At 70.8% G+C, this 24516-nt stretch carries 21 protein-coding genes; 14 read left to right on the forward strand and 7 right to left on the reverse strand.

Going from position 1 to position 24516, the window contains the following annotated elements:
• The first annotated feature begins 87 nt into the window (after window positions 1-87).
• The 3 genes from ASF96_RS06175 to ASF96_RS06185 all read left to right on the forward strand — a co-directional run bounded on the left by ASF96_RS06175 (window position 88) and on the right by ASF96_RS06185 (window position 4602).
• Window positions 88-2247 (forward strand): DEAD/DEAH box helicase, encoded by a 2160-nt coding sequence (locus tag ASF96_RS06175; RefSeq protein WP_055936981.1) that lies wholly within the window; start codon window positions 88-90, stop codon window positions 2245-2247.
• A gap of 112 nt (window positions 2248-2359) precedes the next feature.
• On the forward strand, window positions 2360-3433 hold the full coding sequence (locus ASF96_RS06180; protein ID WP_156458747.1) for a hypothetical protein: 1074 nt from the start codon (window positions 2360-2362) through the stop codon (window positions 3431-3433).
• 140 nt (window positions 3434-3573) lie between these two features.
• Entirely contained in the window at window positions 3574-4602 is a 1029-nt protein-coding gene (locus ASF96_RS06185; protein WP_055834994.1) for a 6-phosphofructokinase, read from the forward strand.
• Window positions 4603-4841: 239 nt separating this feature from the next.
• On the opposite strand, the gene ASF96_RS06190 is transcribed toward ASF96_RS06185, so the two are convergent.
• Both ASF96_RS06190 and ASF96_RS06195 read right to left on the reverse strand, forming a co-directional pair.
• A complete protein-coding gene (locus ASF96_RS06190; protein WP_055936986.1) occupies window positions 4842-5735 on the reverse strand; it encodes a hypothetical protein in 894 nt (297 codons plus the stop codon).
• 387 nt (window positions 5736-6122) lie between these two features.
• A complete protein-coding gene (locus ASF96_RS06195; RefSeq protein ID WP_055936989.1) occupies window positions 6123-8237 on the reverse strand; it encodes a S9 family peptidase in 2115 nt (704 codons plus the stop codon).
• Between the two features lie 195 nt (window positions 8238-8432).
• On the opposite strand from ASF96_RS06195, the gene ASF96_RS06200 reads away from it, so the two are divergent.
• The 4 genes from ASF96_RS06200 (at window position 8433) to ASF96_RS06215 (ending at window position 12542) form a co-directional block, all read left to right on the forward strand.
• Entirely contained in the window at window positions 8433-9647 is a 1215-nt protein-coding gene (locus tag ASF96_RS06200; RefSeq protein ID WP_055936992.1) for an inorganic phosphate transporter, read from the forward strand.
• A complete protein-coding gene (locus ASF96_RS06205; RefSeq protein WP_055835008.1) occupies window positions 9644-9973 on the forward strand; it encodes a hypothetical protein in 330 nt (109 codons plus the stop codon). Before ASF96_RS06200 ends, ASF96_RS06205 begins: the two co-directional genes overlap by 4 nt.
• A gap of 61 nt (window positions 9974-10034) precedes the next feature.
• Complete coding sequence (locus ASF96_RS06210; RefSeq protein WP_055936995.1) at window positions 10035-10934, forward strand: phosphodiesterase; 900 nt, start codon at window positions 10035-10037, stop codon at window positions 10932-10934.
• A 144-nt stretch (window positions 10935-11078) separates the two neighbouring features.
• Window positions 11079-12542, forward strand: a complete 1464-nt coding sequence (locus ASF96_RS06215; RefSeq protein WP_055835015.1) for an aspartate ammonia-lyase — start codon at window positions 11079-11081, stop codon at window positions 12540-12542.
• Between the two features lie 149 nt (window positions 12543-12691).
• Here ASF96_RS06215 and ASF96_RS06220 read toward each other — a convergent pair whose 3' ends face one another.
• Window positions 12692-13558 carry a fumarylacetoacetate hydrolase family protein gene (locus ASF96_RS06220; protein ID WP_055936998.1) on the reverse strand — a complete coding sequence of 289 codons (867 nt, stop codon included), beginning with the start codon at window positions 13556-13558 and terminating at the stop codon, window positions 12692-12694.
• Between the two features lie 83 nt (window positions 13559-13641).
• Here ASF96_RS06220 and ASF96_RS06225 point away from each other — a divergent pair, with 83 nt between their 5' ends.
• From ASF96_RS06225 to ASF96_RS06235, 3 genes are all read left to right on the forward strand, one after another.
• A complete protein-coding gene (locus tag ASF96_RS06225) occupies window positions 13642-14802 on the forward strand; it encodes a PrsW family intramembrane metalloprotease (RefSeq protein WP_055937001.1) in 1161 nt (386 codons plus the stop codon).
• Window positions 14803-14947: 145 nt separating this feature from the next.
• A complete protein-coding gene (locus tag ASF96_RS06230; RefSeq protein WP_055937004.1) occupies window positions 14948-15313 on the forward strand; it encodes an FKBP-type peptidyl-prolyl cis-trans isomerase in 366 nt (121 codons plus the stop codon).
• A 151-nt stretch (window positions 15314-15464) separates the two neighbouring features.
• Window positions 15465-16025: a YceI family protein gene (locus tag ASF96_RS06235; RefSeq protein WP_055835027.1), complete on the forward strand. Its 561-nt coding sequence runs from the start codon at window positions 15465-15467 to the stop codon at window positions 16023-16025.
• A gap of 123 nt (window positions 16026-16148) precedes the next feature.
• On the opposite strand, the gene ASF96_RS06240 is transcribed toward ASF96_RS06235, so the two are convergent.
• The 3 genes from ASF96_RS06240 to ASF96_RS06250 form a co-directional block, all read right to left on the reverse strand.
• Complete coding sequence (locus ASF96_RS06240) at window positions 16149-17069, reverse strand: DMT family transporter (protein ID WP_082509310.1); 921 nt, start codon at window positions 17067-17069, stop codon at window positions 16149-16151.
• A 222-nt stretch (window positions 17070-17291) separates the two neighbouring features.
• Entirely contained in the window at window positions 17292-18593 is a 1302-nt protein-coding gene (locus ASF96_RS06245; protein WP_055835034.1) for an MFS transporter, read from the reverse strand.
• Window positions 18590-18811, reverse strand: a complete 222-nt coding sequence (locus tag ASF96_RS06250; protein ID WP_055835037.1) for a DUF167 domain-containing protein — start codon at window positions 18809-18811, stop codon at window positions 18590-18592. Before ASF96_RS06250 ends, ASF96_RS06245 begins: the two co-directional genes overlap by 4 nt.
• Window positions 18812-18990: 179 nt before the next feature.
• On the opposite strand from ASF96_RS06250, the gene rpsO reads away from it, so the two are divergent.
• Window positions 18991-19260 (forward strand): 30S ribosomal protein S15, encoded by a 270-nt coding sequence (gene rpsO, locus ASF96_RS06255; RefSeq protein WP_055835040.1) that lies wholly within the window; start codon window positions 18991-18993, stop codon window positions 19258-19260.
• Between the two features lie 371 nt (window positions 19261-19631).
• On the opposite strand, the gene ASF96_RS06260 is transcribed toward rpsO, so the two are convergent.
• Window positions 19632-20708 (reverse strand): isopenicillin N synthase family dioxygenase, encoded by a 1077-nt coding sequence (locus ASF96_RS06260; RefSeq protein WP_055937009.1) that lies wholly within the window; start codon window positions 20706-20708, stop codon window positions 19632-19634.
• A 251-nt stretch (window positions 20709-20959) separates the two neighbouring features.
• Between ASF96_RS06260 and efeU the strand changes: the two genes are divergently transcribed.
• The 3 genes from efeU to efeB are packed head-to-tail and all read left to right on the forward strand — an operon-like array spanning window position 20960 to window position 24497.
• Window positions 20960-21964 (forward strand): iron uptake transporter permease EfeU, encoded by a 1005-nt coding sequence (gene efeU / locus ASF96_RS06265; RefSeq protein ID WP_055937012.1) that lies wholly within the window; start codon window positions 20960-20962, stop codon window positions 21962-21964.
• Entirely contained in the window at window positions 21961-23190 is a 1230-nt protein-coding gene (gene efeO / locus ASF96_RS06270) for an iron uptake system protein EfeO (RefSeq protein ID WP_055937015.1), read from the forward strand. The genes efeU and efeO overlap by 4 nt, the downstream gene beginning before the upstream one ends.
• Before the next feature lie 2 nt (window positions 23191-23192).
• A complete protein-coding gene (gene efeB / locus ASF96_RS06275; RefSeq protein WP_055937017.1) occupies window positions 23193-24497 on the forward strand; it encodes an iron uptake transporter deferrochelatase/peroxidase subunit in 1305 nt (434 codons plus the stop codon).
• Window positions 24498-24516: the final 19 nt, after the last annotated feature.

A 24516-nucleotide genomic window follows, 5' to 3' on the forward strand; every position in this document is an offset into this window, starting at 1 on the left:
TTCGCGCGACGATTCCCGGGGTCACTGATCCACCGGCATTCGCCGGACGCTCCGGACTGTCATCCGGACGACACGCTCAGGAGGAGCATGCCGACCACGGCAACCGCCGCCCGAGGCTCGAGCCAGCGGCGCAGGAAGACCACGTCATCCCGACGCGACGAAGAAGCCCCCGTCATCCCGATCCTCGCCCGCAAGGTGCGCGAGATCGAGGCCAAGGCCCAGCGTGGAAAGCTGGGGCCGACCAATCGCATCAAGTTCCAGGTCATCGCGTTCCTGGTGCGCGAAGAGCGCGCCCGGGTCAAGGCCGACACCGAGATCACCGACGCCGCGCGCGCCGAGCTGCTCAAGCGGCTCGACGGTGTGGCGACGATCCTCGCCAAGACCGCCGCGCGCGACACCTCGCTGATCCAGCTTCTCGAGGTCGACCAGACCACCTCGCCCGTCGCCCGGCGCATGCGCCGCGACTGGCTGATCGAGTCGGGCGCCGAGCTGCCGCCCGACGAGCTGATCATCACCGACACCGCCCCGCAGGTGACGCCGATGGTCTCGGCGGCTCTCGCCGAGAAGCAGGTCGTGCCGGCATCCATCGAGGCGCGCCAGATGGCGAACCCGTTCCTCGCCCCCGACCTCACCCCCCGCGCGACCGGTGACGCCCCGCGGCGCCGGCTCGACGGCTGGGAGCTCATGGGCCCGCTGTACAAGGCGTTCGAGATCGGCGCCGGTGGCTCGGCCGCCAGCATGGACCTCCCGCCCGTGCCCGAGTTCGACCGGCTCTCGCCGCGTGGACTCGAGGTCATGCCGCACCAGTCGCGCTTCCTCGAAGCCGTGCGCGAGGGGCACCGCTCCTTCCTGCTCGCCGACGAGCCCGGCCTCGGCAAGACGGCCGAGTCGGTGCTCGCGGCCTCGGTCGCCGACGCGTACCCGCTGCTCGTCGTGGTGCCCAACGTCGTCAAGATGAACTGGGCCCGCGAGGTGCAGCGCTGGACTCCGCAGCGTCGGGCCACCGTCATCTCGGGTGGTGGAGCCGACATCGACGCCTTCGCCGACGTCTTCATCGTCAACTACGAGATCCTCGACCGTCACCTGTCGTGGCTGTCGTCGATCGGCCTGAAGGGCATCGTCGTCGACGAGGCGCACTTCATCAAGAACCTCACGTCGCAGCGCTCGCAGAACGTGCTGGCCCTGGCCTCGCGCGTCCGTCAGCAGACGCGGGATCCGCTCATGCTCGCCCTCACGGGGACCCCGCTGATCAACGACGTCGAGGACTTCGACGCGATCTGGCGGTTCCTCGGCTGGACCAACGGCGAGAAGCCCGGTCCCGAGCTCATGGAGAAGCTGGATGCCACGGGCCTGACGCCCGCCGACAAGGCGTTCTACCCCGAAGCGCGTGAGGCCGTCATCTCGATGGGCATCGTGCGGCGCAAGAAGAAAGACGTCGCCGCCGACCTACCCGACAAGCTCGTGGCCGATCTGCCCGTCGAGCTCGACGACGAATTCGGTCGCTCGATCCGCCAGGCCGAGCGCGAGCTGGGTGCCCGCCTCGCGGCGAAGTACCGCCGCATCATCGAGGCCCGCGGCGATCGCGGACTTGCCGCCGGCGAGATCGACGACGACATCGTGCGCCTCGTCGCCCACGGCGAGCTCGAAGAGGCCAAGGCCGCCGGTTCCGGCAGCGAGAACGTCTTCACGATGGTCCGCCGCATCGGTCAGGCCAAGGCGCACCTCGCGGCCGACTACGCCGTGCAGCTGCAGCGCTCGGTGGGCAAGGTGGTGTTCTTCGCCAAGCACATCGACGTGATGGATGCCGCCGAGGCCCACTTCAAGGCATCCGGGCTCAAAGCCGTGTCGGTGCGCGGAGAGCAGACGTCGACGGCCCGCCAGGCTGCGATCGACGCCTTCAACACCGACCCGAGCGTCGGCATCGCGGTGTGTTCGCTCACCGCCGCCGGCGTCGGGCTGAACATGCAGGCGGCGTCGAACGTCGTGCTCGCGGAACTGTCGTGGACCGCGGCCGAGCAGACGCAGGCGATCGACCGCGTGCACCGCATCGGTCAGGGCGAGCCCGTGACCGCGTGGCGCATCATCGCCGCGCACACGATCGACACGAAGATCGCCGAGCTCATCGACTCGAAAGAGGGACTCGCCCAGCGCGCCCTGGACGGACAGTCGATCGAGGCCGGCTCCAGCGATTCCGTGCAGCTCTCGGCGCTCATGCACCTGCTGCGTCAGGCGCTCGGCGCGGCCTGAGCCGTCGCTTCTCGCACGCCCCGGGGCTTCGGCCTCGGGGCGTTCGTGCGCGTTGATCGATTTCCAGGCTCTGTCCGGCGGCGGAGAGGAACAGGGAGGCTAGGGTCGGCACATGACCCTCCATCCCGACGCGTTGCTGGCGGGACCACGAGGGCGCCGCTTGTGTCTCGAGGTTCTGCTGGGCGAGAAGGGCCGGCGCGGCGTTGAGGATGCGGCCGCCGCGGTGTCGTGGGCCGCGCGCCCCCTGGCCGAAAACCCGGGTACGTTCTTGGTCATCGGGTCCGACACGTCCGCGTTCGTCGAGCCCCAGGTGAGCCCCGCCGACGCGGCCGCGGCCGCGGCGCTCGGTCGCCTCCGGGCCACCGCCGTCACCGGTGCTGTGCTCGACACGGCGCTCGCCGTGGCCGTCGATCTGGCCGCCTACTGGCAGCCGCCGTACGGCGAGGACGTCCTGTTGGCGACCGACGAGATGCATCCGGTCCTCGAGCCGGTGGCAGCAGCGATCGCCGCCTCGACCCTTGCCGAGTGGTGGACGAGTCCGGTGGACCACGCGGCCCAGGCGACGGTGTGCTCGGAGACTCCTCGCCCGCCGGCAGCACACCCGGTCGTGGTCCTGGCCCGCTGGCGCGACGATATCGCAGCGGAAGAACACAGCTTCGCGACGGAATTCGCGGGCCGGGACGTCTCGGGAACCTGGTGGTCGACGCCTCCGACCGGCCTCCCGCGCACGACTCGCGTGCGCGGCACGACGGGTCCCGCCGGACTGACCCTCGTCGAAGACTCCCTCGGATGGGAATCGGCCCGCGTCGAGCCCGTGCGCGCGCCCCATGGGGACGTCATCGAGATCGACGGCCCCGAGACCTGGGCGGCGTTGTGCCGGCGGCATCCGCTCCCCGTCACCGCCTCCCGCCGATACGTGTGGTCCATGACCACCGGACGTGAGGGAGCGTGGGTGCAACCCGATTGGGCGGCGTTCGCGCGTGAGGCCGTCGGCGTGCACCTCAGTGTCGCGGGATACCTCACGACGGCCGGGCGTGCCATCGACGTCGGCGATCTCGGGGCGAGCGTGCTCGCCGGCTGGGGGCCGGACGAGACGTTCTGGTTCGAGGTGGCGCCAACAGTGGGTCCCGCGGAAAGCTGGGTCATCGACCCGCACGGAGACGAGCGCCGATGGCGCCGGTCGTGACGGCTGCGCGGGGTCCCGGGCCCACGGCATCCGGAGGCGGTGCCCCCGCCGTGTGGCACCGCTCCCGTCTGCGGCGATAGGGTCGGAGACGGCAACGGCGCCGACCTCCACCCGAACCACAGCACTTGAGGACTCTGCCCATGAAGATCGGCATCCTGACCAGCGGCGGCGACTGCCCCGGGCTGAACGCGGTCATCCGTGGCGTCGTGCTCAAAGGCACGACCAACTACGACATCGAATTCGTCGGCATCCGTGACGGGTGGCGCGGCGTCGTCGACGGCGATTTCTTCCCCCTGACGCGTCACGAGGTGAAGGGGCTGTCCAAGGTCGGCGGCACCATCCTCGGCACCAGCCGCACCAACCCCTACGAGGGCGCGCGCGGCGGCGCCGAGAACATCTCGAAGACCATGTACGGGCACCGCATCGACGGCATCCTGGCCATCGGCGGCGAGGGCACGCTCGCGGCGGCCGACCGTCTGTCGAAGGACGGTATCAACGTGCTCGGCGTCCCCAAGACGATCGACAACGACCTGCGCGCGACCGACTACTCGTTCGGCTTCGACACCGCCGTGAACATCGCGACGGATGCCATGGACCGCCTGCGCACGACCGGCGACTCGCACCAGCGCTGCATGGTGGCCGAGGTCATGGGTCGCCACGTCGGCTGGATCGCGCTGCACGCGGGTATCGCCGCGGGCGCGCACGTCATCTGCATCCCCGAGGTGCCGATGTCGATCGACGAGATCGTCGAGCAGGTCACCCGCGCCCACGACCGCGGCCGCGCGCCGCTGGTCGTCGTGTCGGAGGGCTTCAAGCTCACCGGCATGGACGAAGCGTTCAGCGACAAGGGCCTCGACGCCTTCAACCGTCCCCGCCTCGGCGGGATCGGCGAGCTGCTCGCGCCCGAGATCGAGCGCCTCACCGGCATCGAGACCCGCTCCACGGTGCTCGGCCACATCCAGCGCGGTGGCTCGCCGTCGGGCTTCGACCGCGTTCTCGCGACGCGCCTCGGCCTGCACGCCGCCGACGCGCTGAACGAAGGCGCCTGGGGCCAGATGGTCGCGATGCGCGGCACCGACATCGTGCGCGTGCCGTTCGCCGACGCCCTCGGCGAGCTGAACAGCGTGCCCCTGTACCGCTACGAAGAGGCCGCCGCGCTGTTCGGTTGAGACGCGCTCGTTCGTCGCCCCGTCCCGCTCGCGCGGGGCGGGGCGTCTGCGTTTCGGCGAGGCGCGTGTCCCACTTCGTGCAGCTTTACGGTCGCTTTCCTGCTCGAAGTGGGACATGCCCGTCGCGAGGAGACACGCCTCACGATCTGCGCAGACGGTGATCTGGCGGCTTACCTGCCATGTCCCACTTTGTACAGTTGCGGCGGAGGAAACCTGCACGAAGTGGGACATGCGAGCGGTCACTCACGCCAGCCCGCGCGTTCGAGCGCCTCCCGTACCTTTCGAACCGCCGGAGCGCCGTCGGACCGCATGTGGTGGAAGATGACGCGCACGTGCTCCCAGCCGCAGGCTCGGATGGCGTCCCATCGATCGGCGTCCCGTGCGAACTGCCGCATGTCTTCGGCGTGGACGCGGCCGTCGTACTCGGCACCGACCTTCCACTGGGGATAGGCCAGGTCGAGCTCGGCGACGAAGCGGTCTTCGGTATCGCGCAGCACCCAGGAGATCTCCGGCTCGGGCAGACCGTTGCGCACGAGCACCAGGCGAAGGCGGGTTTCGGCCGCCGAACGCGGTCCATGACGGCTGAGCGCGAGCGCGCGGGCGAGCGCCTTACCCTCGCTATCGCCCATGCGGGCGATCTCGGCGCGAAGGTCATCGGCATCGACCCGCGGGCGCAGTTCGGTGAGCAGGAAGTCGGCCGCTGCGACGAGGTCGTCGATGCGCCAGAGAGCCGCGCATTGTCGCCATGCCCTGACGGGGTCCTCGACGGGCCAGCCCTCCGGTGTGCGCGCGGTGGCCGCGTCACGCGTCTGAAGTCGATGGCCGCGGACGCCGCCGATGCGCGGCTCGCGTCTCGGGCGATGCGCCGACACATGGATGCCGGGAAGCCAGGGATACGGAGGCAACGGAACGCCGAGCAACCCCAGCGCGGTTTCGTGGCTGAAGAACTGTCCGTCGCGAAGGCGCGGCGCGTACTCGGCGGCGCGGGCGCGCAGATCGTCGGGAGGCGCAGGCGCAGCGATGGAACGAACGCCGCGGTACGGCATCCGCATGCCGACGTGGCGCAGAGCGAAGCGCGAGCGCCCCGACGCAACGGCATCGCGGACGGAGAAGATCAGCGGATCGTCGACCATCACTCGAGGATGCAGGCACTGCGACTGCGGTCACGAGTGCGCGGGGCGTTCTGTGGATGGCCGCGCGCATCGGCGCGCGGGGGAGGACCGTCCCCGCCCGACGGTGCTCAGCAGGCGGTGAGCGGCCGCCGTGAGCCCGTGTCCCACTTCGTGCGAGATTCAGGCGCGATAGCCGCACAAACTGGGACATGCCCACGGGGGCGACGGCAGGCGGCCACCGCCTCGGCCGACGGTGAGCGGCCGCCGTGAGCCCGTGTCCCACTTCGTGCGAGATTCAGGCGCGATAGCTGCACAAAGTGGGACACGCCCTGCAGCCCATAACGCCGAACGCCCCGCCGCACGAAGCGACGAGGCGTCCAGCACCGGGGCATCCAGCGGCGGCTCGGCCTACTCCGCCAGGCCCAGCACGTCGAGCAGCCACGCGATCTCGAAGGCGCGCTCGCGCCAGGCGTTGTAGCGGCCGCTGACGCCGCCGTGGCCGGCGACCATCTCGCACTTCAGCAGCGCGTCGGCGCCCACGTCGCGCAGGCGCGCGACCCACTTGGCGGGCTCGACGTACAGCACGCGGGTGTCGTTGAGCGAGGTGACCGCCAGGATGCGGGGGTACTCGACGCCCTCGCGCACGTTCTCGTACGGCGAGTACGACTTCATGTACGCGTAGACGTCGGCGTCGTGCAGGGGGTCTCCCCACTCGTCCCACTCGATGACGGTGAGGGGGAGCGAGGGGTCGAGGATGGTCGTCAGCGCGTCGACGAAGGGCACATCGGCGAGGATGCCGGCGAACAGCTCGGGCGCGAGGTTGGCGACGGCGCCCATGAGCAGTCCGCCCGCGCTGCCGCCCTCGGCGACGATGCGGTCGGGCGTGGTGTACCCGGCATCGACGAGGTGGCGGGCGGCGGCGACGAAGTCGGTGAACGTGTTGCGCTTGGCGCGCATCTTGCCGTCTTCGTACCACTGCCGACCCATCTCGCCGCCGCCGCGCACGTGCGCCACGGCGAAGACGACGCCTCGGTCGAGCAGCGAGAGACGCGGCACCGAGAAGCCGGGCTCGATGGAGTGCTCGTACGATCCGTAGCCGTACAGGTGCACGGGACGCGGAGCCGCACCGGGCTCGCCGAACGAGCGCTTCCACACCAGCGACACGGGCACCTGCGTGCCGTCGTCGGCGGGGGCCCACACCCGTGCCTGGCCGTAGTCGTCGGGGTCGAAGCCGCCGAGCACGGGCTGGCGCTTGCGCAGCAGCAGCTCGCCGGTGGCGACGACGTAGTCGAACACGGTGCCGGGGGTGACGAACGAGCCGTAGCCCAGCCGCAGGACCGGGGGAGCGTACTCGGGGTTGCCGCCGGTGCCGACGCTGTACAGCGGCTCGTCGAAGGCGATCTCGGTCACCGCGCCATCGGCGTACGACAGCATCCCCAGGCGCGCGAGGCCGTCGCGACGGTAGCCGACCACGCCCCAGTCGCGGAACGTGTCGACGCCGAGCAGCCGCTGACCGGTGCGGTGGGGGATCACCGTCTCGCGGGGGCCTTCGGGATCGGATGCCGAGACCCGCACGAGTTCGAAATCGAGGGCGCCGTCGTTGTGGAGCACGTAGAGCACGTCGTCGCCGTCGACGACGGCGTGCGACGAGGAGTACTCGACGCCCTCACGACGCGGCCACACCACGCGGGGCTCGCCGCGGAGGTCGTCGGCGTCGAGCAGCCACTCCTCGGACGTGATGGAGGAACCCATCTCGATCACGAGGAAGCGATCGCTGCGGGTGAAGTCGGCGCCGACCCAGTAGCGGTCGTCGGGCTCGTGGAACAGCTTCACGTCGGCATCCACGGGGGTGCCGATCTCGTGCAGCCACACGGTGTCGGGACGCCAGGCGTCGTCGACGGTCGTGTAGACGATGAAGCGCCCGTCGGGCGAGAAGGTCGCCCCCGAGAAGGTGTCGGGGATCTCGTCGGCCAGCGTCTCGCCGGTGGTCAGGTCGCGCACGCGCACGGTGTACCGCTCGTCGCCGGCGACGTCGACGCCGTAGAGCATGCGGGTGCCGTCGTTCGAGATCTCGAAGCTGCCGAGCGAGAAGAAGTCGGTGCCCTCGGCCTCGACGTTGCCGTCGAACAGCACCTGCTCGCCGGCGACGGGGGTGCCGGGCGAGAGAGTGGGCGGGGTCCAGTCGTCGGGGGAGTCCAGGGGCGCCCGGCACTGGATGCCGTACTGCGCGCCCGCGACGGTGCGGCCGTAGTACCACCAGTCGCCGCGGCGCGCGGGGACCGAGAGGTCGGTTTCGAGGGTGCGGCCCTTGATCTCGCCGAAGATCGTGTCGCGCAGGCCCGCGAGGTGCCCGGTGCGGGCCGTCGTGTAGGCGTTCTCGGCCTCGAGGTGCCCGACGACCTCGGCGTCGTCTTTCGCGCGCAACCACTCGTACGGGTCGTCGAAGGTGTCGCCGTGGTGCGAGCGCGAGACGGGCCGGCGGGCGGCGACGGGCGGGGTGGGCTGCGGGTCGAGGTCGGTCACCGTTCCACGGTAGTGCGCTCCTCCGACGCGGGCTTCGGAGAACGCTCAGCGAGCCGCGCGCGTTTGACCCCCGGGGTCCCCGATGACAGGATGTGGACGGGACCCCGGTGAACGGGTGTCGAACTCCAGGTGAACTCTTCGTTCGTCGCGCCGATCCCGTCGGCATCCCTTCTTCCTTCTCACGGAAAGCGAACGGTGGAGAGCGCAGCCCTCATCATCATGCTGGTCATCGCGCTGGCACTGTTCTTCGATTTCACCAACGGATTCCACGACACCGCCAACGCGATGGCCACCCCCATCGCCACCGGTGCGCTGAAGCCGAAGGTCGCCGTCCTCTTGGCGGCCTCGCTCAACCTGGTGGGCGCGTTCCTGTCGACCGAGGTCGCCAAGACGATCTCGGGCGGCATGATCCGCGAAGACCAGTTGAGTCCCGACATCTTCCCGCCCATCATCTTCGCCGGTCTGATCGGCGCGATCACCTGGAACATGCTGACGTGGCTGCTGGGGCTCCCCTCGAGCTCGTCGCACGCGCTGTTCGGCGGCCTGATCGGCGCGACGCTCGTGGGCGTCGGCGCCTCGGCGATCGACACGGGCGTGGTGCTGAGCAAGGTGATCCTGCCGGCGTTGATCGCCCCTCTGACGGCCGGCATCATCGCCTTCACCGTCACCAAGATCGCCTACGGCATCACGCGCCGGTACGACATGAAGGCCGACGGGCGCGACGGCTTCCGCTGGGGCCAGATCTTCACCTCGTCGCTCGTGGCTCTGGCGCACGGCACCAACGACGCGCAGAAGACGATGGGCGTCATCACCCTCGCCCTCATCACCGTCGGGTGGCAGTCGTCGGCGAACCCCGACCCGCAGCTGTGGGTCGTCTTCGCCTGCGCGATCACGATCGCGCTCGGCACCTACATGGGCGGCTGGCGCATCATCCGCACGCTCGGCAAGGGGCTCACCGACGTCAAGCCCGCGCAGGGCTTCTCGGCCGAGACCTCCACGGCGGCCACGATCCTGGCATCCAGCGCCCTCGGCTTCGCGCTGTCGACGACGCAGGTGGCCTCGGGATCCGTCATCGGTTCGGGCCTCGGCCGCCGCGGCTCGACCGTGCGGTGGAACACCGTGGGCCGCATCATGATCGGCTGGGTGCTCACGCTTCCCGCCGCCGGCGCCGTGGGCGCCGCCGCGGCCCTGATCGTGGTCTGGTTGGGCGGATGGGGCGTGGCGGTGGATGCCGTGATCGCGGTCGTCATCGTTCTCGGTCTGTTCCTGCGCTCCCGGCGCGACTCGGTGACCTCGGCCAACGCGATGAGCGAGGTCGCCGACTCCGGCGCCGCCGTGAAGGTGCCGCGCAAGCCCGAGCCCACGCGCGGCCAGCGCCGCCACGACGACGCGAGGAAGGACCGCGCGTGAGCATCGACTGGGAAGCCTTCCTGCACGTCTTCGTCGCCGCCCTGCTCGGGGCGACGGTGGTCGTGACGTTCTACGCCCTGGGTTTGCGCCTGCTGGTGCGCGGTGGCCGTCCGCCGCTGGTGGCGCCGGCGGAGTTCACCGACGCCATCACCGTGCTCACCGACAAGCAGAAGCGTCGCGCCGAGAGGGCGGTCGACAAGGCCGCCGCGCGCAACCCGCTGAGCGAGGGGCAGAAGCGCCTTTCGCTGGTCGCCGCCTACCTCTGCTTCGCCGTGTGCGCCGCAGTCGTGCTCGGCGCGCTGCTGCTGATCCTGCTCAACCACTGATCCTGCTCGCCCACGGAGGCGCCCGGGGAGCGGTGTCGGAGGCCCCTCGTAGGCTGGGGGCATGGCATCCGTGCAGTTCGGTCAGCATGCGCCCGCCGCGCGCGTGATCCTCCACCTCAGCGATACGCACCTGCTGGGCGGCGGCCGGCTGCTCGGCGATCGCTACGACACGGCGCAGCACCTGCGCCGCACGCTCGCGGCCGCCGAGGCGACCGGGGTGCGACCGGATGCCGTGGTCTTCACCGGCGATCTGACCGACCTCGGCGAGCCCGAGGCCTACCGGGCGCTGCGCGCCGAGGTCGAACCGTGGGCGGCGCGTCTGGGGGCGCCGGTCGTCTGGGTGGCCGGCAACCACGATGAACGGCCCGCGCTGCGCGCCGAGCTGCTCGACGGCGAGCCGAGCGAGGAGCCCGTGACCGGGGTGTACGACCTCGGGGGACTCCGGCTCATCGCGCTCGACTCGACCGTGCCGGGGTGGCACCACGGCGACCTCGACGCCGCCCAGCTCTCGTGGTTGCGCGCCGAGTTGGCCGAGCCGGCGCCGCGGGGCACGATCCTGGCGCTGCACCATCCGCCGCTGCCCTCGCACATCCCGTTCTTCGACATCCTCGAGTTACGCGATCAGCGCGGTCTCGCCGACGCGATCGCGGGCACCGACGTGCGCGCGATCCTCGCGGGCCACCTGCACTATTCGACGTCGGGGACCTTCGCCGGGGTGCCGGTGAGTGTGGCCGCGGCCTCCTGCTACACGATGGACCTCGCCCGCCCCGCCGACGAGGTCAATGGAATGGACGCCGGGCGCGCGTTCCACCTCGTGCACGTGTGGGACGACACGATCACCCACGCGGTGGTCCCGGTCGTCGACGCACAGGCCACGGGCTTCTTCACGCCCGAGTGGACGGCGCGCATGGCGGCGTTGAGCCCCGAAGAGCGACTCGAGGCGTTCTCGCGCAAGCGGTGACGCCGCCGCGACGGCCGCCGCGTTCGGTATACGCGCCGGAGCGTGTCGGCCGGGCGACAGGCCGCAGTGTCGAACGACCGCAACGGGACCGGTGGCTAGGCTCGTGGCATCCCTGCTCGCCGTGACAACCCACGAGGACACCACATGGCTTTGGACGCAATGACGCGCACCCGTACCGAGACCGATTCCCTGGGATCCCTCGAGATCCCCTTCGAGGCGTACTGGGGCATCCACACCGCGCGCGCGCTCGAGAACTTCCCCATCGCGAAGCGGCCGATCTCGGTCTACCCCGATCTCGTGCGAGCCCTCGCGATGGTCAAGCAGGCCTCGGCCCGCGCGAACCGCGAGATCGGCGTGCTCGACGCCGCGAAGGCCGACCTCATCGACCGCGCCGCCCAGCGCGTGATCGACGGCGAGTTCCACGACGAGTTCACCGTGGGCGTCATCCAGGGCGGGGCCGGCACCTCGACCAACATGAACGCCAACGAGGTCATCACCAACATCGCCCTCGAGCTCGCAGGCCGCGAGAAGGGCGACTACGGCTTCCTCTCGCCCATCGACGACACCAACCGCAGCCAGTCCACCAACGACGTCTACCCGACGGCCATCAAGATCGGGCTGGCGCTCACCCTGCAGAGCCTGCTCGAAGAGCTCGCGTTGCTGCGTCAGTCTTTCCTGACGAAGTCCGAGGAGTTCCACGACGTCCTCAAGGTCGGCCGCACCCAGCTGCAGGATGCCGTGCCCATGACGCTCGGACAGGAGTTCCACGGGTTCGCCACGACGTTGGGCGAGGACTACAGCCGTCTGACCGAGAACGCCTACCTGCTGTACGAGATCAACATGGGCGCCACGGCCATCGGTACGGGCATCACCGCTCACGCCGGGTACGGGGCCGCTGTTCTGCGGCACCTGCGCCAGATCACCGGGCTCGATCTCGAGACCGCGACCGACCTGGTCGAATCCACGAGCGACACCGGCGCGTTCATGTCGTTCTCGTCGTCGCTCAAGCGCAACGCCGTCAAACTGTCGAAGATCTGCAACGATCTGCGTCTGCTCTCCAGCGGTCCGCAGGCGGGCCTCGGCGAGATCAACCTTCCGGCGCGCCAGGCCGGCTCGAGCATCATGCCCGGCAAGGTCAACCCCGTCATCCCCGAGGTCGTGAACCAGGTCGCGTTCTCGGTCGTGGGGGCCGACATGACGGTGACCATGGCGGTCGAGGGCGGGCAGCTGCAGCTCAACGCCTTCGAGCCCGTCATCGCCCACTCGATCTACCAGTCGATCACGTGGATGCGGCAGGCGATGTGGACCCTGCGGGTCAACTGCGTTGACGGCATCACCGCGAACCGCGAGCGCCTGGGAGCCATGGTCGGCTCCTCGGTCGGCGTCGTGACGGCGCTGACGCCCTTCATCGGCTACGCGGCGTCGGCGGCCCTGGCCAAGACGGCTCTGCTGACGCACCGCAACGTCGCCGACCTGGTCGTCGAGGCCGGGCTGATGACGCGCGACGAGGTCATCAAGCAGCTTTCGCCGGCGCGCCTGTCGGGCCTGCACCCGATCACAGAGGCGATCCCGGTCATCCGTGCCGTCGAGGACGTCGTCGAAGGCTGAGACGAACGAACGCCGGGGCCGGGACCAGTGGTCGCGGCCCCGTCGTCGTGTCGAGGGTGAGCGCCGAGTCGCCCGCCCGGGGGTCGGGCGTCGGTCACCGGGCAGCCGTCACCGTCGGTCCGGCGGCGCCGTCGCCGCGCGGGCGTGGCTCAGTCGACGATCCGGCAGTGCGTGGTCAGCTCGCCGATCCCGTCGATCCCCACGGTCACCGTCGAGCGGTCGCGCAGGAAGATCTGCGGGTCGCGCGAGTAGCCCGCTCCGCCGGGGCTGCCGGTCGAGATGAGCGTGCCGGGCAGCAGGGTCGCCGACTCCGACAGCTTGTGGATGAGCGTCGCGACCGTGCGCACCATCTGGCCGGTGCTGGCATCCTGCACCGTGTGCCCGTCGACGACGGTCCAGATGTGCAGATCCTGCGGGTCGGGGATCTCGTCGGCGGTCACCACGAACGGGCCCGTCGGGGTGAAGCCGTCGAACGACTTGCACCGCGACCACTGCGCCTCCGAGAACTGGATGTTGCGCGCCGTGATGTCGTTGACGACGGTGTAGCCCCACACGTGGTCGAGGGCGTCGGCCTCGGCGACGTCACGCCCGGGGCGCCCGATGATCACGCCGAGTTCGGCCTCGTAGTCGACGGCCTCGCTGAGCTGTCGCGGCCACGTCGTCGTCGCACCGTGGGCGGTGAGGGAGTTGGGCCACAGCACGAAGACGGTGGGCCCGGTGTCGGTCTTCAGCCCCAGCTCGCCCGAGTGGGCGGCGTAGTTCAGGCCGACCGCGAGGATCGCCGGGGGAGCGAGCACCGCCGAGGCGAAGGCGACGCCCGAGAGCGCATGCCGCGGTGCACCGACGGACGCCGCGCGCACGCGCTCGAGCAGGGCGTCACCGCCGGCGATGAGCTGTTCGAGCTGGCGGGGGGCGCCCTCGAAGAACTCGTCGACGAACGAGAACTCGTCATCGTGGACGCTGACGAGACGGGGGGACTCCGCCCCCTCCGGGGAACGGACGTGGGCGAATCGCATGCCTCCACGCTACCGGGCCGCACCGGCGGGGAGTCGTCGCAAGCCCGGGATGCCGTGTCGCCGGCCGCCCCTAGGCTGTGCGCATGAGCTACCCCTCGCCGTTGGCGCAGCCCGGTTCCGCCGAGCCCGCCCGCATCTCCCCGGCACCGCAGGCGGCCGGCTCGGCCGCGCCTCCGCGCCGGCGCCGCGGGGGCATCGCCCTGTGGGTGGTGGCCGTACTCCTGGTGCCGGTGCTCGCCCTGCTCGTCCGCTACTTCACGGGCGTGTTGGGAACGGCGGCCTCGTTCATCGGGCTCGTGCTGGCGGTGATCCCGTTCGTCATCGTCTGGTTCGCGGTGCGCTACATCGACCGGTGGGAGCCCGAACCGAGACGACTGCTCGTGTTCGCCGTGGCCTGGGGCGCGGTGGCGGCCGTCGCCCTCGCGCTGGGGGTGGACCTGGTCCTCACCCTGGCGGTGGGCCGGCTGCCGGCCGAGTTCAGCTCGGTCGTGCAGGCACCGATCGTCGAAGAGCTCGCGAAGGGCCTCGGCGTGCTCCTGATCTTCGTGTTCGCCCGACGGTTCTTCGACGGCCCGGTCGACGGGATCGTCTACGGCGCGCTGATCGGTGCGGGCTTCGCCCTGACCGAGAACGTGCAGTACTTCGCCATCAGCTATCTCGAGGGCGGCCCGGGCCAGGTCGCCACGACCTTCTTCCTGCGCGCGGTGCTGTCGCCGTTCGCGCACGTCATGTTCACCAGCCTCACCGGCTTCGCGTTGGGCCTCGCCGCGCGTCGCGGGCTGCGTGGGGGCGGTGCCCTCGCCTACGGGATCCCCGGAGTGCTCGCCGCGATCGTTCTGCACGGGCTGTGGAACGGCTCGGCCACGTTCGCCAACTTCTTCGAGGTGTACGCCACGCTGCAGGTGCCGCTGTTCCTGGCGTTCATCGCCGGCATCCTGGCACTGCGGCGCGAAGAGACGCGTCTCACCCGCGCACGGCTGGGCGAGTACGCCGTCGCGGGCTGGTTCACGCCGCAAGAGGTCGACATGCTCGCCACCCGCCCCGGGCGCCGTTCGGCCCTCGCGTGGGCGCGCACGTTGCCCGGTGACCGCACGGCGGTGATGAAGGCCTTCATCGCGGATGCCACGGCACTCGCCGCCGCGCGCCAGCGCGCCCTGTCGGGGCGCGATCCGCAGGCGGTCGCCACCGAGCGGTACCTGCTCGAGCGCACCACCGACGCGCGGGCGGCGCTGCTCGCGCCGTGAGGTCTTGACAGCGCGGCGAGGCGGGAGCACCATCGATGTAGGCCAACTCAGCGCCCGGTAGACACGCAGGCATCGCCGCGGCACCGGGCGCTGAGTCTTTGTCCAGGGGCGGTCATCGACCGCCGGGCCGTGCTTGGATGGAGGCATGACTGATCGCACCAAGCCGGAGTTCGACGCTCCCAGCGGCCCCGCCCCCTCCGACCTCGTCATCCGCGACATCGCCGTCGGCGACGGCGCCGAGGCGAAGCCCGGCGGCACCGTCACCGTGCACTATGCCGGTGTGGAGTACGAGTCGGGCGAAGAGTTCGACTCCTCGTGGGGCCGGGGCGAGAGCATCCAGTTCCCCCTCCGTGGCCTCATCCAGGGCTGGCAGGACGGCATCCCGGGCATGAAAGTCGGCGGTCGCCGCGAGCTCGTGATCCCGCCGCACCTGGCCTACGGTCCCGCCGGCGGACACTTCCTGGGTGGCAAGACCCTCATCTTCATCATCGACCTGCTCAAGGTCGGCTGACCAGCCGTTTCTTCACGGAACGTTCACGAACCCGAGGGGGCTGCGGCTCCCTCGGGTTCGTTATTTTCCTCGATCGTGGAATACATTCGTGTGAATGGGAGTTGGATCCCGGCAGGACGCCGAAGCGGCTCCCCAGACCTCTAGGAGTGACATGACTGACACCACCGCCCTCGACATCCCCGGCTACAAGACCGGCACCTGGGTCCTCGACCCGTCGCACAGCGAGGTCACCTTCTCGGTGCGCCACATGATGATCTCGAAGGTGCGCGGCACGTTCGGTGTGAAGAGCGCCACCATCGTCGCCCCCGAGAACCCGCTCGAGGCCACCGTCGAGGCCTCCGTCGACGTGACCTCCGTCGACACCAAGGACGAGGGCCGCGACCAGCACCTGCGCTCCGCCGAGTTCTTCGACATCGAGACCTACCCGACGATGGACTTCCGCTCCACCGGTGTGCGCGTCGAAAAGGGCGACTTCCTCGTCGACGGTGACCTCACCATCCGCGGCATCACCAAGCCCGCCACCTTCTCGCTCGACTTCGGCGGCTTCGGCACCGACCCGTGGGGCAACTACAAGGCCGGCGCGACCGCCAAGACGGTCATCAACCGCGAAGACTTCGACCTCACCTGGAACGCCGCCCTCGAGACCGGCGGCGTGCTGGTCGGCAAGGACGTCACCATCGAGCTCGACCTGCAGCTCGCGCTCCAGGCGTGATCTCCGCGAAGGCCCCGGGTGCTCGGCATCCGGGGCCTTCCGCGTTTCTCGGGCGACCCCGGGTGCTCGGCATCCGGGGTCGTTGTGGTTTCTCCGTCGTGCGCGGGCGCCGCCCGCGGTGCGTCACCCCGCGGTGACGCGACGCCGCAGGCGCAGCCTCTGCTGCACGAGCAGGATGCCGACGAACACCACGGCCGCCCCCACGGGTTCGTTCCACGAGATGCGCTCCCCGAGCACGAGGATGCCGAGAGCCACCCCGACCACGGGGGTGATGTACGTGACGGTCGAGGCCCGGGTGGGCCCCCAGGCGCGCAGGGTGTTCTGGTTCCAGACGTAGGCGATGCCGGTGCCGAGTACCCCCAGGGCGACGATGCTGAGCACCACCGGGGTCGTCAGGTCCATCGGCTCGGCGAGGATCACGGGCGACAGCAGCACCATGAACGCCGCCGCCGGGCCGATGTAACCGAAGGCGAAGGCGATGCCCGACAGTCCGGTGTCGCCGAGGAACCGACGCATGTACGCGAGGCTGAAGCCGTAGCAGGCGGTGGCGCCCAGCAGCGCGATCTGCGCGACCGTGCTGTCGCCCACGTCGGCGACCGCGCCGGGCGCGATGATCACGACGACCCCGGCGATGCCCACGGCGATGCCGAGCAGCTGGCCCGGCTTGAGGCTCTCGACGCGGAACACCGCCCACGCCATGATCGCCGTCATGATCGGCGTGGTCGCGTTGAAGATGCTCGCCAGCCCCGACGAGACGTGCTGCTCGGCCCAGGCGAACAGCAGGAACGGCACGACGCAGAACGTGGCCGCCAGAACGCACAGGTGACCCCACACCCGTCGGCTGCGGGGGAGGCGTTCGCGTCGGATCGCGACGATCGCGGCGAGAGCGAGCGCACCGAACAGCAGCCGCCCGCCGGCGACCTGCGCCGGGGTCATTCCGGTGAGGGCGATCGCGATGAAGAGGAAGCTCGAGCCCCACACGATGCCCGTGAGCACGAACTGCACGGCGATGGAGACGGGGGAGGGAGAGGAACCGGATGCCACGATCCCGACCCTAGGCCCGAGTGCCGACATCGCGCGGGCGAAGCGGATGCGACGGCGGAAATCCGCCGACGGTCGGCAGTGCGGGTGCGGGGCTGTGCTCGCACGAAGCTGCGACACGAGGGGCGTCCCGGGTCCCTGCGGGGAGAAGACCCGGGGACGGGTGCCCTCCGCGGAGCGGGATGCGCGCGATGCGCTGCAACGCGGCTCTCGACGCGCTGGGGGTCAGGGCTGCGGGTTCAGCGCGTCGTACGCGCGGAACCGGGGCGTGAAGCGCACCAGCGTGCCGACGAGGCCGAGGATCACGATGCCGCCGAACAGCGGCGGCACCCAGAGGGCCGTGGCCGTCGCGAGGGTGCCCGCGTACAGGGCTCCCACGCGCGGGCCGCCGGCGACCACGACGATGAAGATGCCCTGCAGGCGCCCGCGCATGGCATCCGGGACGGCCGCCTGCATCATGGTCGAGCGATAGATCGCGCTGACGTTGTCGGCGGCTCCCGAGACGGCCAGCACCACGGCGGCGAGGGCGATCAGTGCGACCGCGGCGTGCGTCTCGTCGACGACGTCGGGGCGCAGCCAGCCCAGGCTGGCGGCGAGCAGGACGAGACCGAACAGGCCGATCGCGAGGCCGTAGACCTGGATCGCGCGTTCGATGCCGAGCCCCTGTCGACGGACGCGGCCGATCGGCCCCGAGAACAGGCTGGAGAGGAACGCCCCCGCCGCGACCGCCGCGGTCAGCACCCCGGTCGTGATCGCGCCACCGCCCAGCAGCACCGCTCCGATGGCGGGGAAGAGCGCCACCGGCTGGCCGAAGGTCATGGCGATGATGTCGAGCACGTACTGCAGGCGGATGTTGGGCGCGCGTTTCAAGAACCGCGCGCCGTCGCGCAACGACTCGAGGCCCGGGCGCACCACGACGCCCTCGGGGCGGAGCCGGGGGAGCGACCACAGCCCGAGGAACAGCGAGCTCATCAGCAGCACGTCGAGCGAGTAGGTCCACGCGTACCCCGCGACGGCGACGAGCACACCGGCGAGGGCGGGTCCGGCCATCACCATGATGCCGACCGTCACGCCCTGCAGGGCCGCGGCGGCGGGAAGGAGGTCGCGGGGGATGAGGCGTGGGGTGATCGCCGACTTCGTCGCCATGACGATGGAGTTCGCCGCCGAGTTCACGACGCTCAGGACGAACAACCAGCCGACCGTCTCGAGCCCCGACCACGCGAGGGCGGCGAGCAAGCCGGTCGATGCGAAGGTGACGAGGGCGGCGAGCAGGGCGACCGTGCGGCGGTCGAACGCGTCGGCGAGCATGCCGCCGTAGAGGCCCGCGATGACCATCGGCACCAGTCCCGCCACGGCGATCATCGACACGGCCAGCGTGCTCTGGGTCAGCTCGAACACGTGCAGCATGACCGCGACGACCGTCAGCTGCCCGCCGAGCCCCGACAGGGTGGAGCCGATCCACAGACGGGCGAAGGCGGGCGACGTGGTGAGGGGCCGCAGGTCGATGAAGGCGCTCTGACGGCTCACTCGTCGACCTCGAAGCGTTTGACGCGCGCGGTGTGGCCGCGTACGACGCGGACGCGGCTCGGGGCGACGTCGAAGTGCGCCGCGAGCACTCGCGCGGCGCCGGCGTTCGCGGCCCCGTCGACCGCGCGTTCGCGGACGTGCACCACCAGGCCGTCGGGCCCGTCTTCGACCAGCGGGCCGCGGCGGGAACCCGGCTTGACGAAGACGGTGAGCTGCACGGATTGAGGGTACGCCAGCCCTCCGACATCGCGTCGCCGCAGGCGCCGAGCATCGGGCGTGTGTGAACGGGTGAGCCGTGCTGTAGACTCATGCGGTTGCCGTTTGATCGGCCGCGGATAAAGAGAGCCCACGTATCAGGCGTCGGGCGCCGCGCAATGAGAGAAAGGGGATCCCATCTATGCCACTCGAGTCTGACGCCAAGAAGGCGATCATCGAACAGTACGCGACGCACCCCGGTGACACCGGATCCCCCGAGGTGCAGGTCGCGATGCTGACGCAGCGCATCAAGGACCTCACCGAGCACCTCAAGGAGCACAAGCACGACCACCACTCGCGTCGTGGTCTGTTCTTGATGGTGGGTCAGCGCCGCCGTCTGCTCGGCTACCTCCAGGACATCGACATCGCGCGTTACCGCTCGCTGATCGAGCGCCTGGGTCTCCGTCGCTAAGCGCGACCCCGCGTATATCGCTTTCTCGAAGGCCGTCCCACGGTGTGGGGCGGCCTTCGCTGTTCCCGGATGCCGGGGGCCCGGCATCCGGAGTCTGGCGTCGATGCCCGCGTCCCCCGGCGCCAGTTCCACATAAACGCCATTCCTGCGCATAAACGCGGTGTCGGAGCGTTTATGCGCAGGAACGGCGTTTATGCGTGCCCGGAGGGAGCGCGGCGTCGGGCCGTATGAGACCGGGTACCTCGTCGAGCCCCGTGCCCGGGGCTATCGGGGCCGCGGCCCGCCCGCGCCGCGCACGCCCCGCCCCGCTCAGCGCACGACGAACGCCCGCCGCCGGCCGGACCGACGACGGGCGTTCGAGAGACGCGGACTCAGGATGCCGCGCGCGCGGCCACCAGGTCGGGGTGCCACCGCTCGGCCACGTCGGGGTGCGCGCGCAGGCGCGACTTGAGCGCGTTCTCGCCGTAGGTGGCGTGGATGGGGTTGGTGGGGTCGTCTTCGACGCCGTGGGCCTCGGCCGCGAGGTCGGCCGGCAGCTCGATGATCGGCAGGCGCGCGTCGAGGGCCGGGTTGAAGAAGAACGGCACGGAGATGCGCTCGTCGGGGAACCGCGGCGAGATCACGCGGTGGTTCGTCGCCCGGAGGTAGCCCTGCGTGGCGTACTCGAGAAGCTCTCCGATGTTCACGACGAAAGCGCCCGACACCGGAGGGGCGTCGACCCACTCGCCGTCGCGCTCGACCTGCAGGCCGCCCTTGCCGGGCTCGACCCAGAGCAGCGTCAGGACGCCCGAGTCCTTGTGCGCACCGACACCCTGTTGGGGCGTGGGGTCGTCCTTACCGGGGTAGCGGACGATCTTGATGAGCGTCTGCGGGTCGCCGAAGTGGCGGTCGAAGTACTGCTCCTCGGCGCCCAGGGCGAGGGCCCACGCGCGCAGGAGCTTGCGGGCGACGCCGGTGAGGTGGTCGTGCCACTCGGTGACGACCTCTTTGAGCTCGGGCTGCGCCGCCGGCCACAGGTTGGGACCGATCAGCCGGTCGTACCCGGGAGCGTCGGGGTCGTCCCCACGCCCACTCGTCGCGTCGCTTGCGCGCCGCGGCGAGCCTCCGGGCGTGTGGGCCCAGATGGCCTCGCGCTCGGGTCCGATGTCGATCTGCTCGCGCCAGTCGACCCGGCCCTGCGTGCGCTCGCCGCCGACCCGCGTGTATCCGCGGAAGTGCGGGCTCGTGACGTTCTCGATCGCGAGCTTGTCGGCCTCGGGCAACGCGAAGAAGCCCTTCGCGGCCGCCAGCAGGCTCGCCTCGAGCGCGGGGCTGACCCCCGTGCCGGTCAGGTAGAAGAAGCCGACGTCGTGGGTCGCGGCGCGCAGCTCGTCTCGGAAGCGGGCGGCGGCATCCGGACCCTGGTCGAGGAGCGACAAATCGAGCACGGGGAGAGTGAGGTCGGACATGCGACGAGGCTAGGTCGATCCGCGTGGCGCCGCGCGAATGTTGCCGATGGTTACCGACGGAGCCTTCGTGGACGGCGGAACGGAGGGGGCGCGAAGGCGAGTCGATCGCGCTCCCGGGGCAAACCCCGCCGATCGGCGGGGTGCGAACCGGCCAGGGAGATGCGTATCGTGTCCTGGTCAGGTGAGGCTGTCCTTACCTTCCCGCAGTGCCGCGGCGCCCCACCCGAAACCCGAGAGTCGGAACCCCGCCCGTGCTTGCCAGCTTCTTCGCCACCTTCCTCATCGGCCTTCGCGAAGGCCTCGAGGCCGCGCTCGTCGTGGGCATCCTCGTGGCCTACCTCACGCGCCTCGGGCGTCGCGACGCCCTCCCGCGGCTCTGGATGGGCGTGGGGCTGGCGATCGCCCTCGCCCTCGCCGTCGGCGCCGTGTTCACCTTCGGCGCGTACATGCTCACGTTCGAAGCGCAGGAGCTGCTCGGGGGCGGGCTGTCGCTGCTCGCGGTGGCGATGGTCACCTGGATGATCTTCTGGATGCAGCGGGCCGGCCGCACGCTCAAGGTCGGCCTCGAGGGGGGCGTCGACAGGGCGCTCCGCGGCGGCGTCTGGGCGATCGTCGCGATCGGCTTCGTCTCGGTGGCGCGCGAGGGGGTCGAGACGACCCTGCTGCTGTGGTCGATGGTGCAGTCGTTCGGCGACACGCCCGCTGCCCTTCTCGGCGCGCTCGTCGGCCTGATCGCCGCCGTTCTGCTGGGCTGGCTGATCGCGCGGGGGATGCTGCGCCTGAACCTCGGTCGCTTCTTCACCTGGACCGGCGGCTTCCTCGTCGTGGTCGCCGCCGGGGTGCTCGCCTACGCGCTGCACGACCTGCAGGAAGCCGGTGCCCTTCCCGGCCCCTTCGGCAGCGCCGCCCCCCTCGATCCCGTCACCGGCCTCGTGGCGACGGGCTGGAGCGGGTTCCCCTTCGGCTGGGCGTTCGACGTCTCGGACACCATCGCCCCCGGTGAGGCGCTCGCCGCGCTGCTGCAGGCCACGGTCGGCTTCATGCCCGCCATGACCTGGCTGCAGGTCATCGCCTGGGCCCTGTACATCGCGATCGTCGTGCCGCTGTTCGTGCGCGGAGTGCGCGCGAACCGGCGACCGAAGCCCCGCGCCGCCGACGCGGCCCCGGACGCGAGCGGGAACCCCACCCCACAGACCCTCGACGCCGCTCGCGTACCCGACGCCGCGGCATCCACCCATCCGAATGGAGCATCATGACCTCGACTCGCCTCCTCGCGGCCACGGCCGTCGCCGGCGCGGCCGTCCTCGTCCTCTCGGGCTGCGTCGCCAAGACCGACGCGGCCGCCTCCGGTGCCCTCACGGTCACCTCGACCGGTGACGGGTGCGCCGTGTCGGCGGGATCCGCCCCCAGCGGCACCGTCGCCTTCGACGTCAGCAACAAGGGCGACCAGACGACGGAGTTCTACCTGCTGGCCTCCGACGGCCTGCGCATCGTCGGCGAGGTCGAGAACATCGCCCCCGGCGCCTCGCGCAACCTCACCGTCGTCGCGCAGCCCGGCGACTACTTCACGCTCTGCAAGCCCGGCATGGTGGGCGACGGCGTGGGCCGGGCGAGCTTCTCGGTCACCGGCGACGCCGTGGCCGTGACGGGACCGGATGCCGAGCAGAAGCAGCAGGCCGTCGACCTGTACGCCGCCTTCGTGAAGGACCAGGTGGGTCAGCTGCTCCCCGCGGTGCAGACCTTCGCCGCGGCCTACGAATCGGGCGACGACGCGGCTGCGCAGACGCAGTTCCCGCGCGTGCGGGCCTACTACGAGAGCATCGAGCCGATCGCCGAGGCCCTGGGCGACCTCGACCCGCGCATCGACTACCGCGAGGTCGACGCCGTGGCGGAGGGCCTGGACTGGACCGGCTTCCACCGCATCGAGAAGGACCTGTGGGTTCCCGCGCAGGACGCGCTGAACGCCGACGGCGAGACGCCGGCGTGGAAGGACTGGGCGCCGTCCACCCCGGCCGAGCGCGCCACCTACGGCGACAAGCTCATCGCCGACACGCAGGAGCTGTACGACTACGTGCACGGCGACGAGTTCGTGCAGGCGTTGGACGCGCAGGGCGTCGCGGGCATCTCGAACGGGGCGATCGCGCTGCTCGACGAGGTCGCCACGGGCAAGATCAGCGGCGAAGAGGACTGGTGGTCGGGCACCGACCTGTACGACTTCGCCGCCAACGTCGAGGGTTCGAAGATGGCCTTCTCGCTCGTGCGGGACTTCGCCGAATCGAAGGGCGACAAGGGCACGACCCTGGTCACCCGCATCGACACCGGGTACGCCGACCTCGAAGCGGCCCTGGCCGCGCACGGTTCGGCCGACGCGGGCTTCGTCGCCTATTCGCAGCTGACCGACGCCGACAAGCGCCAGTTCACCGATCTCATCAATGCGCTGGCCGAGCCGCTCTCGCAGCTCACGGTGACCGTTCTGGAGTGAGCGTGACCGACGAAGAGCAGACCCCGACCACGGTCTCCGACCCGAACCCGGAGGCCACCGGCCTGTCCCGACGCGGCCTGATGGGGCTCGCGATCGGGGCGGGTGCGGCCGGCCTCGCCGTCGGCGCCGGCGGCGGGTTCGCGGGCGGTGCCGCGTACGGTCAGGATCAGGCGCGGCGGGCGATGGATGCCACGGCCCCGGCCTCCGGCATCCACCAGGTCGGCATCACCACACCGGTGCAGGACCACCTGCACTTCGCCTCGTACGACATGATGGCCCGCACCACCCGCGACGATCTCGCCGAGCTGCTGTCGGACTGGACGTACGCGGCCACCCGAATGATGCAGGGGCTCGACGTCAGTGCGACGGGGGCGGTCGGCGGGTCGCCGCAGGCGCCGCCCGACGACACGGGCGAGGCGGTGGGGCTGCCCGCGAGCAACCTCACGATCACGTTCGGCTTCGGTCCGACCCTGTTCGACGCGCGCTTCGGCCTCGAGGGGCAGCGTCCGGCGGGGCTCGAGCGGCTGCCGGCGTTCCTCGGCGACGACCTCGACCCGCTGCGGTCCGACGGCGACCTGTGCATCCAGGCCTGCGCCGACGATCCGCAGGTGGCCGTGCACGCGATCCGCAACCTCAGCCGCATCGCCTTCGGGCGGGCGACGATCCGGTGGTCGCAGTTGGGCTTCGGCCGCACGTCCAAGACCACGGCCGCGCAGGCCACCCCGCGGAACCTCTTCGGATTCAAGGACGGCACGGCCAACGTGCTCGCCGACGACACCGCCGCCCTCGACGACAACGTCTGGGTGTCGGCATCCGAGGGCCCGGCGTGGCTGGTCGGCGGGTCGTACCTCGTGGCGCGGCGCATCGCGATGCTCATCGAGACGTGGGACCGCACCCGCCTCGCCGAGCAGGACCGCGTGATCGGCCGCGACAAGGGCCAGGGGGCGCCGCTCTCGGGTGGCGACGAGTTCACGAAGCCCGACTTCCAGGCGACGGATGCCGCGGGGCAACCGCGCATCGACCCGCGCAGCCACGTGCGCCTGGCGCACCCCGACACGAACGGCGGCATTCAGATCCTGCGCCGCGGGTACAACTTCGTCGACGGGACGACCGACCTCGGGCGGCTGAACGCCGGGCTCTTCTTCCTGTCGTTCCAGAAGGCCCCCGACCGCTACGTCACCCTGCAGCGGTCCCTGTCGACCGATGCGATGAACGAGTACGTGCGTCACGTCGGGTCGGGGCTGTGGGCCGTACCGCCGGCGCCGGCCGCGGGGGAGTCGGTGGGGGCGGGGCTGCTCGGCGCGTGAGGGGAGCCGACGCGCGCGG

It is taken from the genome of Microbacterium sp. Leaf179, assembly GCF_001423785.1.
In the GTDB taxonomy this organism is placed as follows: domain Bacteria; phylum Actinomycetota; class Actinomycetes; order Actinomycetales; family Microbacteriaceae; genus Microbacterium.

What these genes read in the sequence shown, in the direction of transcription:
- ASF96_RS06175 (WP_055936981.1), top strand. Translation starts at nt 88, where the DNA reads ATGCCGACCACGGCAACCGCCGCCCGAGGCTCGAGCCAGCGGCGCAGG.
- ASF96_RS06185 (WP_055834994.1), top strand. Translation starts at nt 3,574, where the DNA reads ATGAAGATCGGCATCCTGACCAGCGGCGGCGACTGCCCCGGGCTGAAC.
- ASF96_RS06210 (WP_055936995.1), top strand. Translation starts at nt 10,035, where the DNA reads ATGGCATCCGTGCAGTTCGGTCAGCATGCGCCCGCCGCGCGCGTGATC.
- ASF96_RS06215 (WP_055835015.1), top strand. Translation starts at nt 11,079, where the DNA reads ATGGCTTTGGACGCAATGACGCGCACCCGTACCGAGACCGATTCCCTG.
- rpsO (WP_055835040.1), top strand. Translation starts at nt 18,991, where the DNA reads ATGCCACTCGAGTCTGACGCCAAGAAGGCGATCATCGAACAGTACGCG.
- ASF96_RS06260 (WP_055937009.1), bottom strand. Translation starts at nt 20,708, where the DNA reads ATGTCCGACCTCACTCTCCCCGTGCTCGATTTGTCGCTCCTCGACCAG.
- ASF96_RS06230 (WP_055937004.1), top strand. Translation starts at nt 14,948, where the DNA reads ATGACTGATCGCACCAAGCCGGAGTTCGACGCTCCCAGCGGCCCCGCC.
- efeO (WP_055937015.1), top strand. Translation starts at nt 21,961, where the DNA reads ATGACCTCGACTCGCCTCCTCGCGGCCACGGCCGTCGCCGGCGCGGCC.
- ASF96_RS06220 (WP_055936998.1), bottom strand. Translation starts at nt 13,558, where the DNA reads ATGCGATTCGCCCACGTCCGTTCCCCGGAGGGGGCGGAGTCCCCCCGT.
- ASF96_RS06235 (WP_055835027.1), top strand. Translation starts at nt 15,465, where the DNA reads ATGACTGACACCACCGCCCTCGACATCCCCGGCTACAAGACCGGCACC.
- ASF96_RS06190 (WP_055936986.1), bottom strand. Translation starts at nt 5,735, where the DNA reads ATGGTCGACGATCCGCTGATCTTCTCCGTCCGCGATGCCGTTGCGTCG.
- ASF96_RS06180 (WP_156458747.1), top strand. Translation starts at nt 2,360, where the DNA reads ATGACCCTCCATCCCGACGCGTTGCTGGCGGGACCACGAGGGCGCCGC.
- ASF96_RS06225 (WP_055937001.1), top strand. Translation starts at nt 13,642, where the DNA reads ATGAGCTACCCCTCGCCGTTGGCGCAGCCCGGTTCCGCCGAGCCCGCC.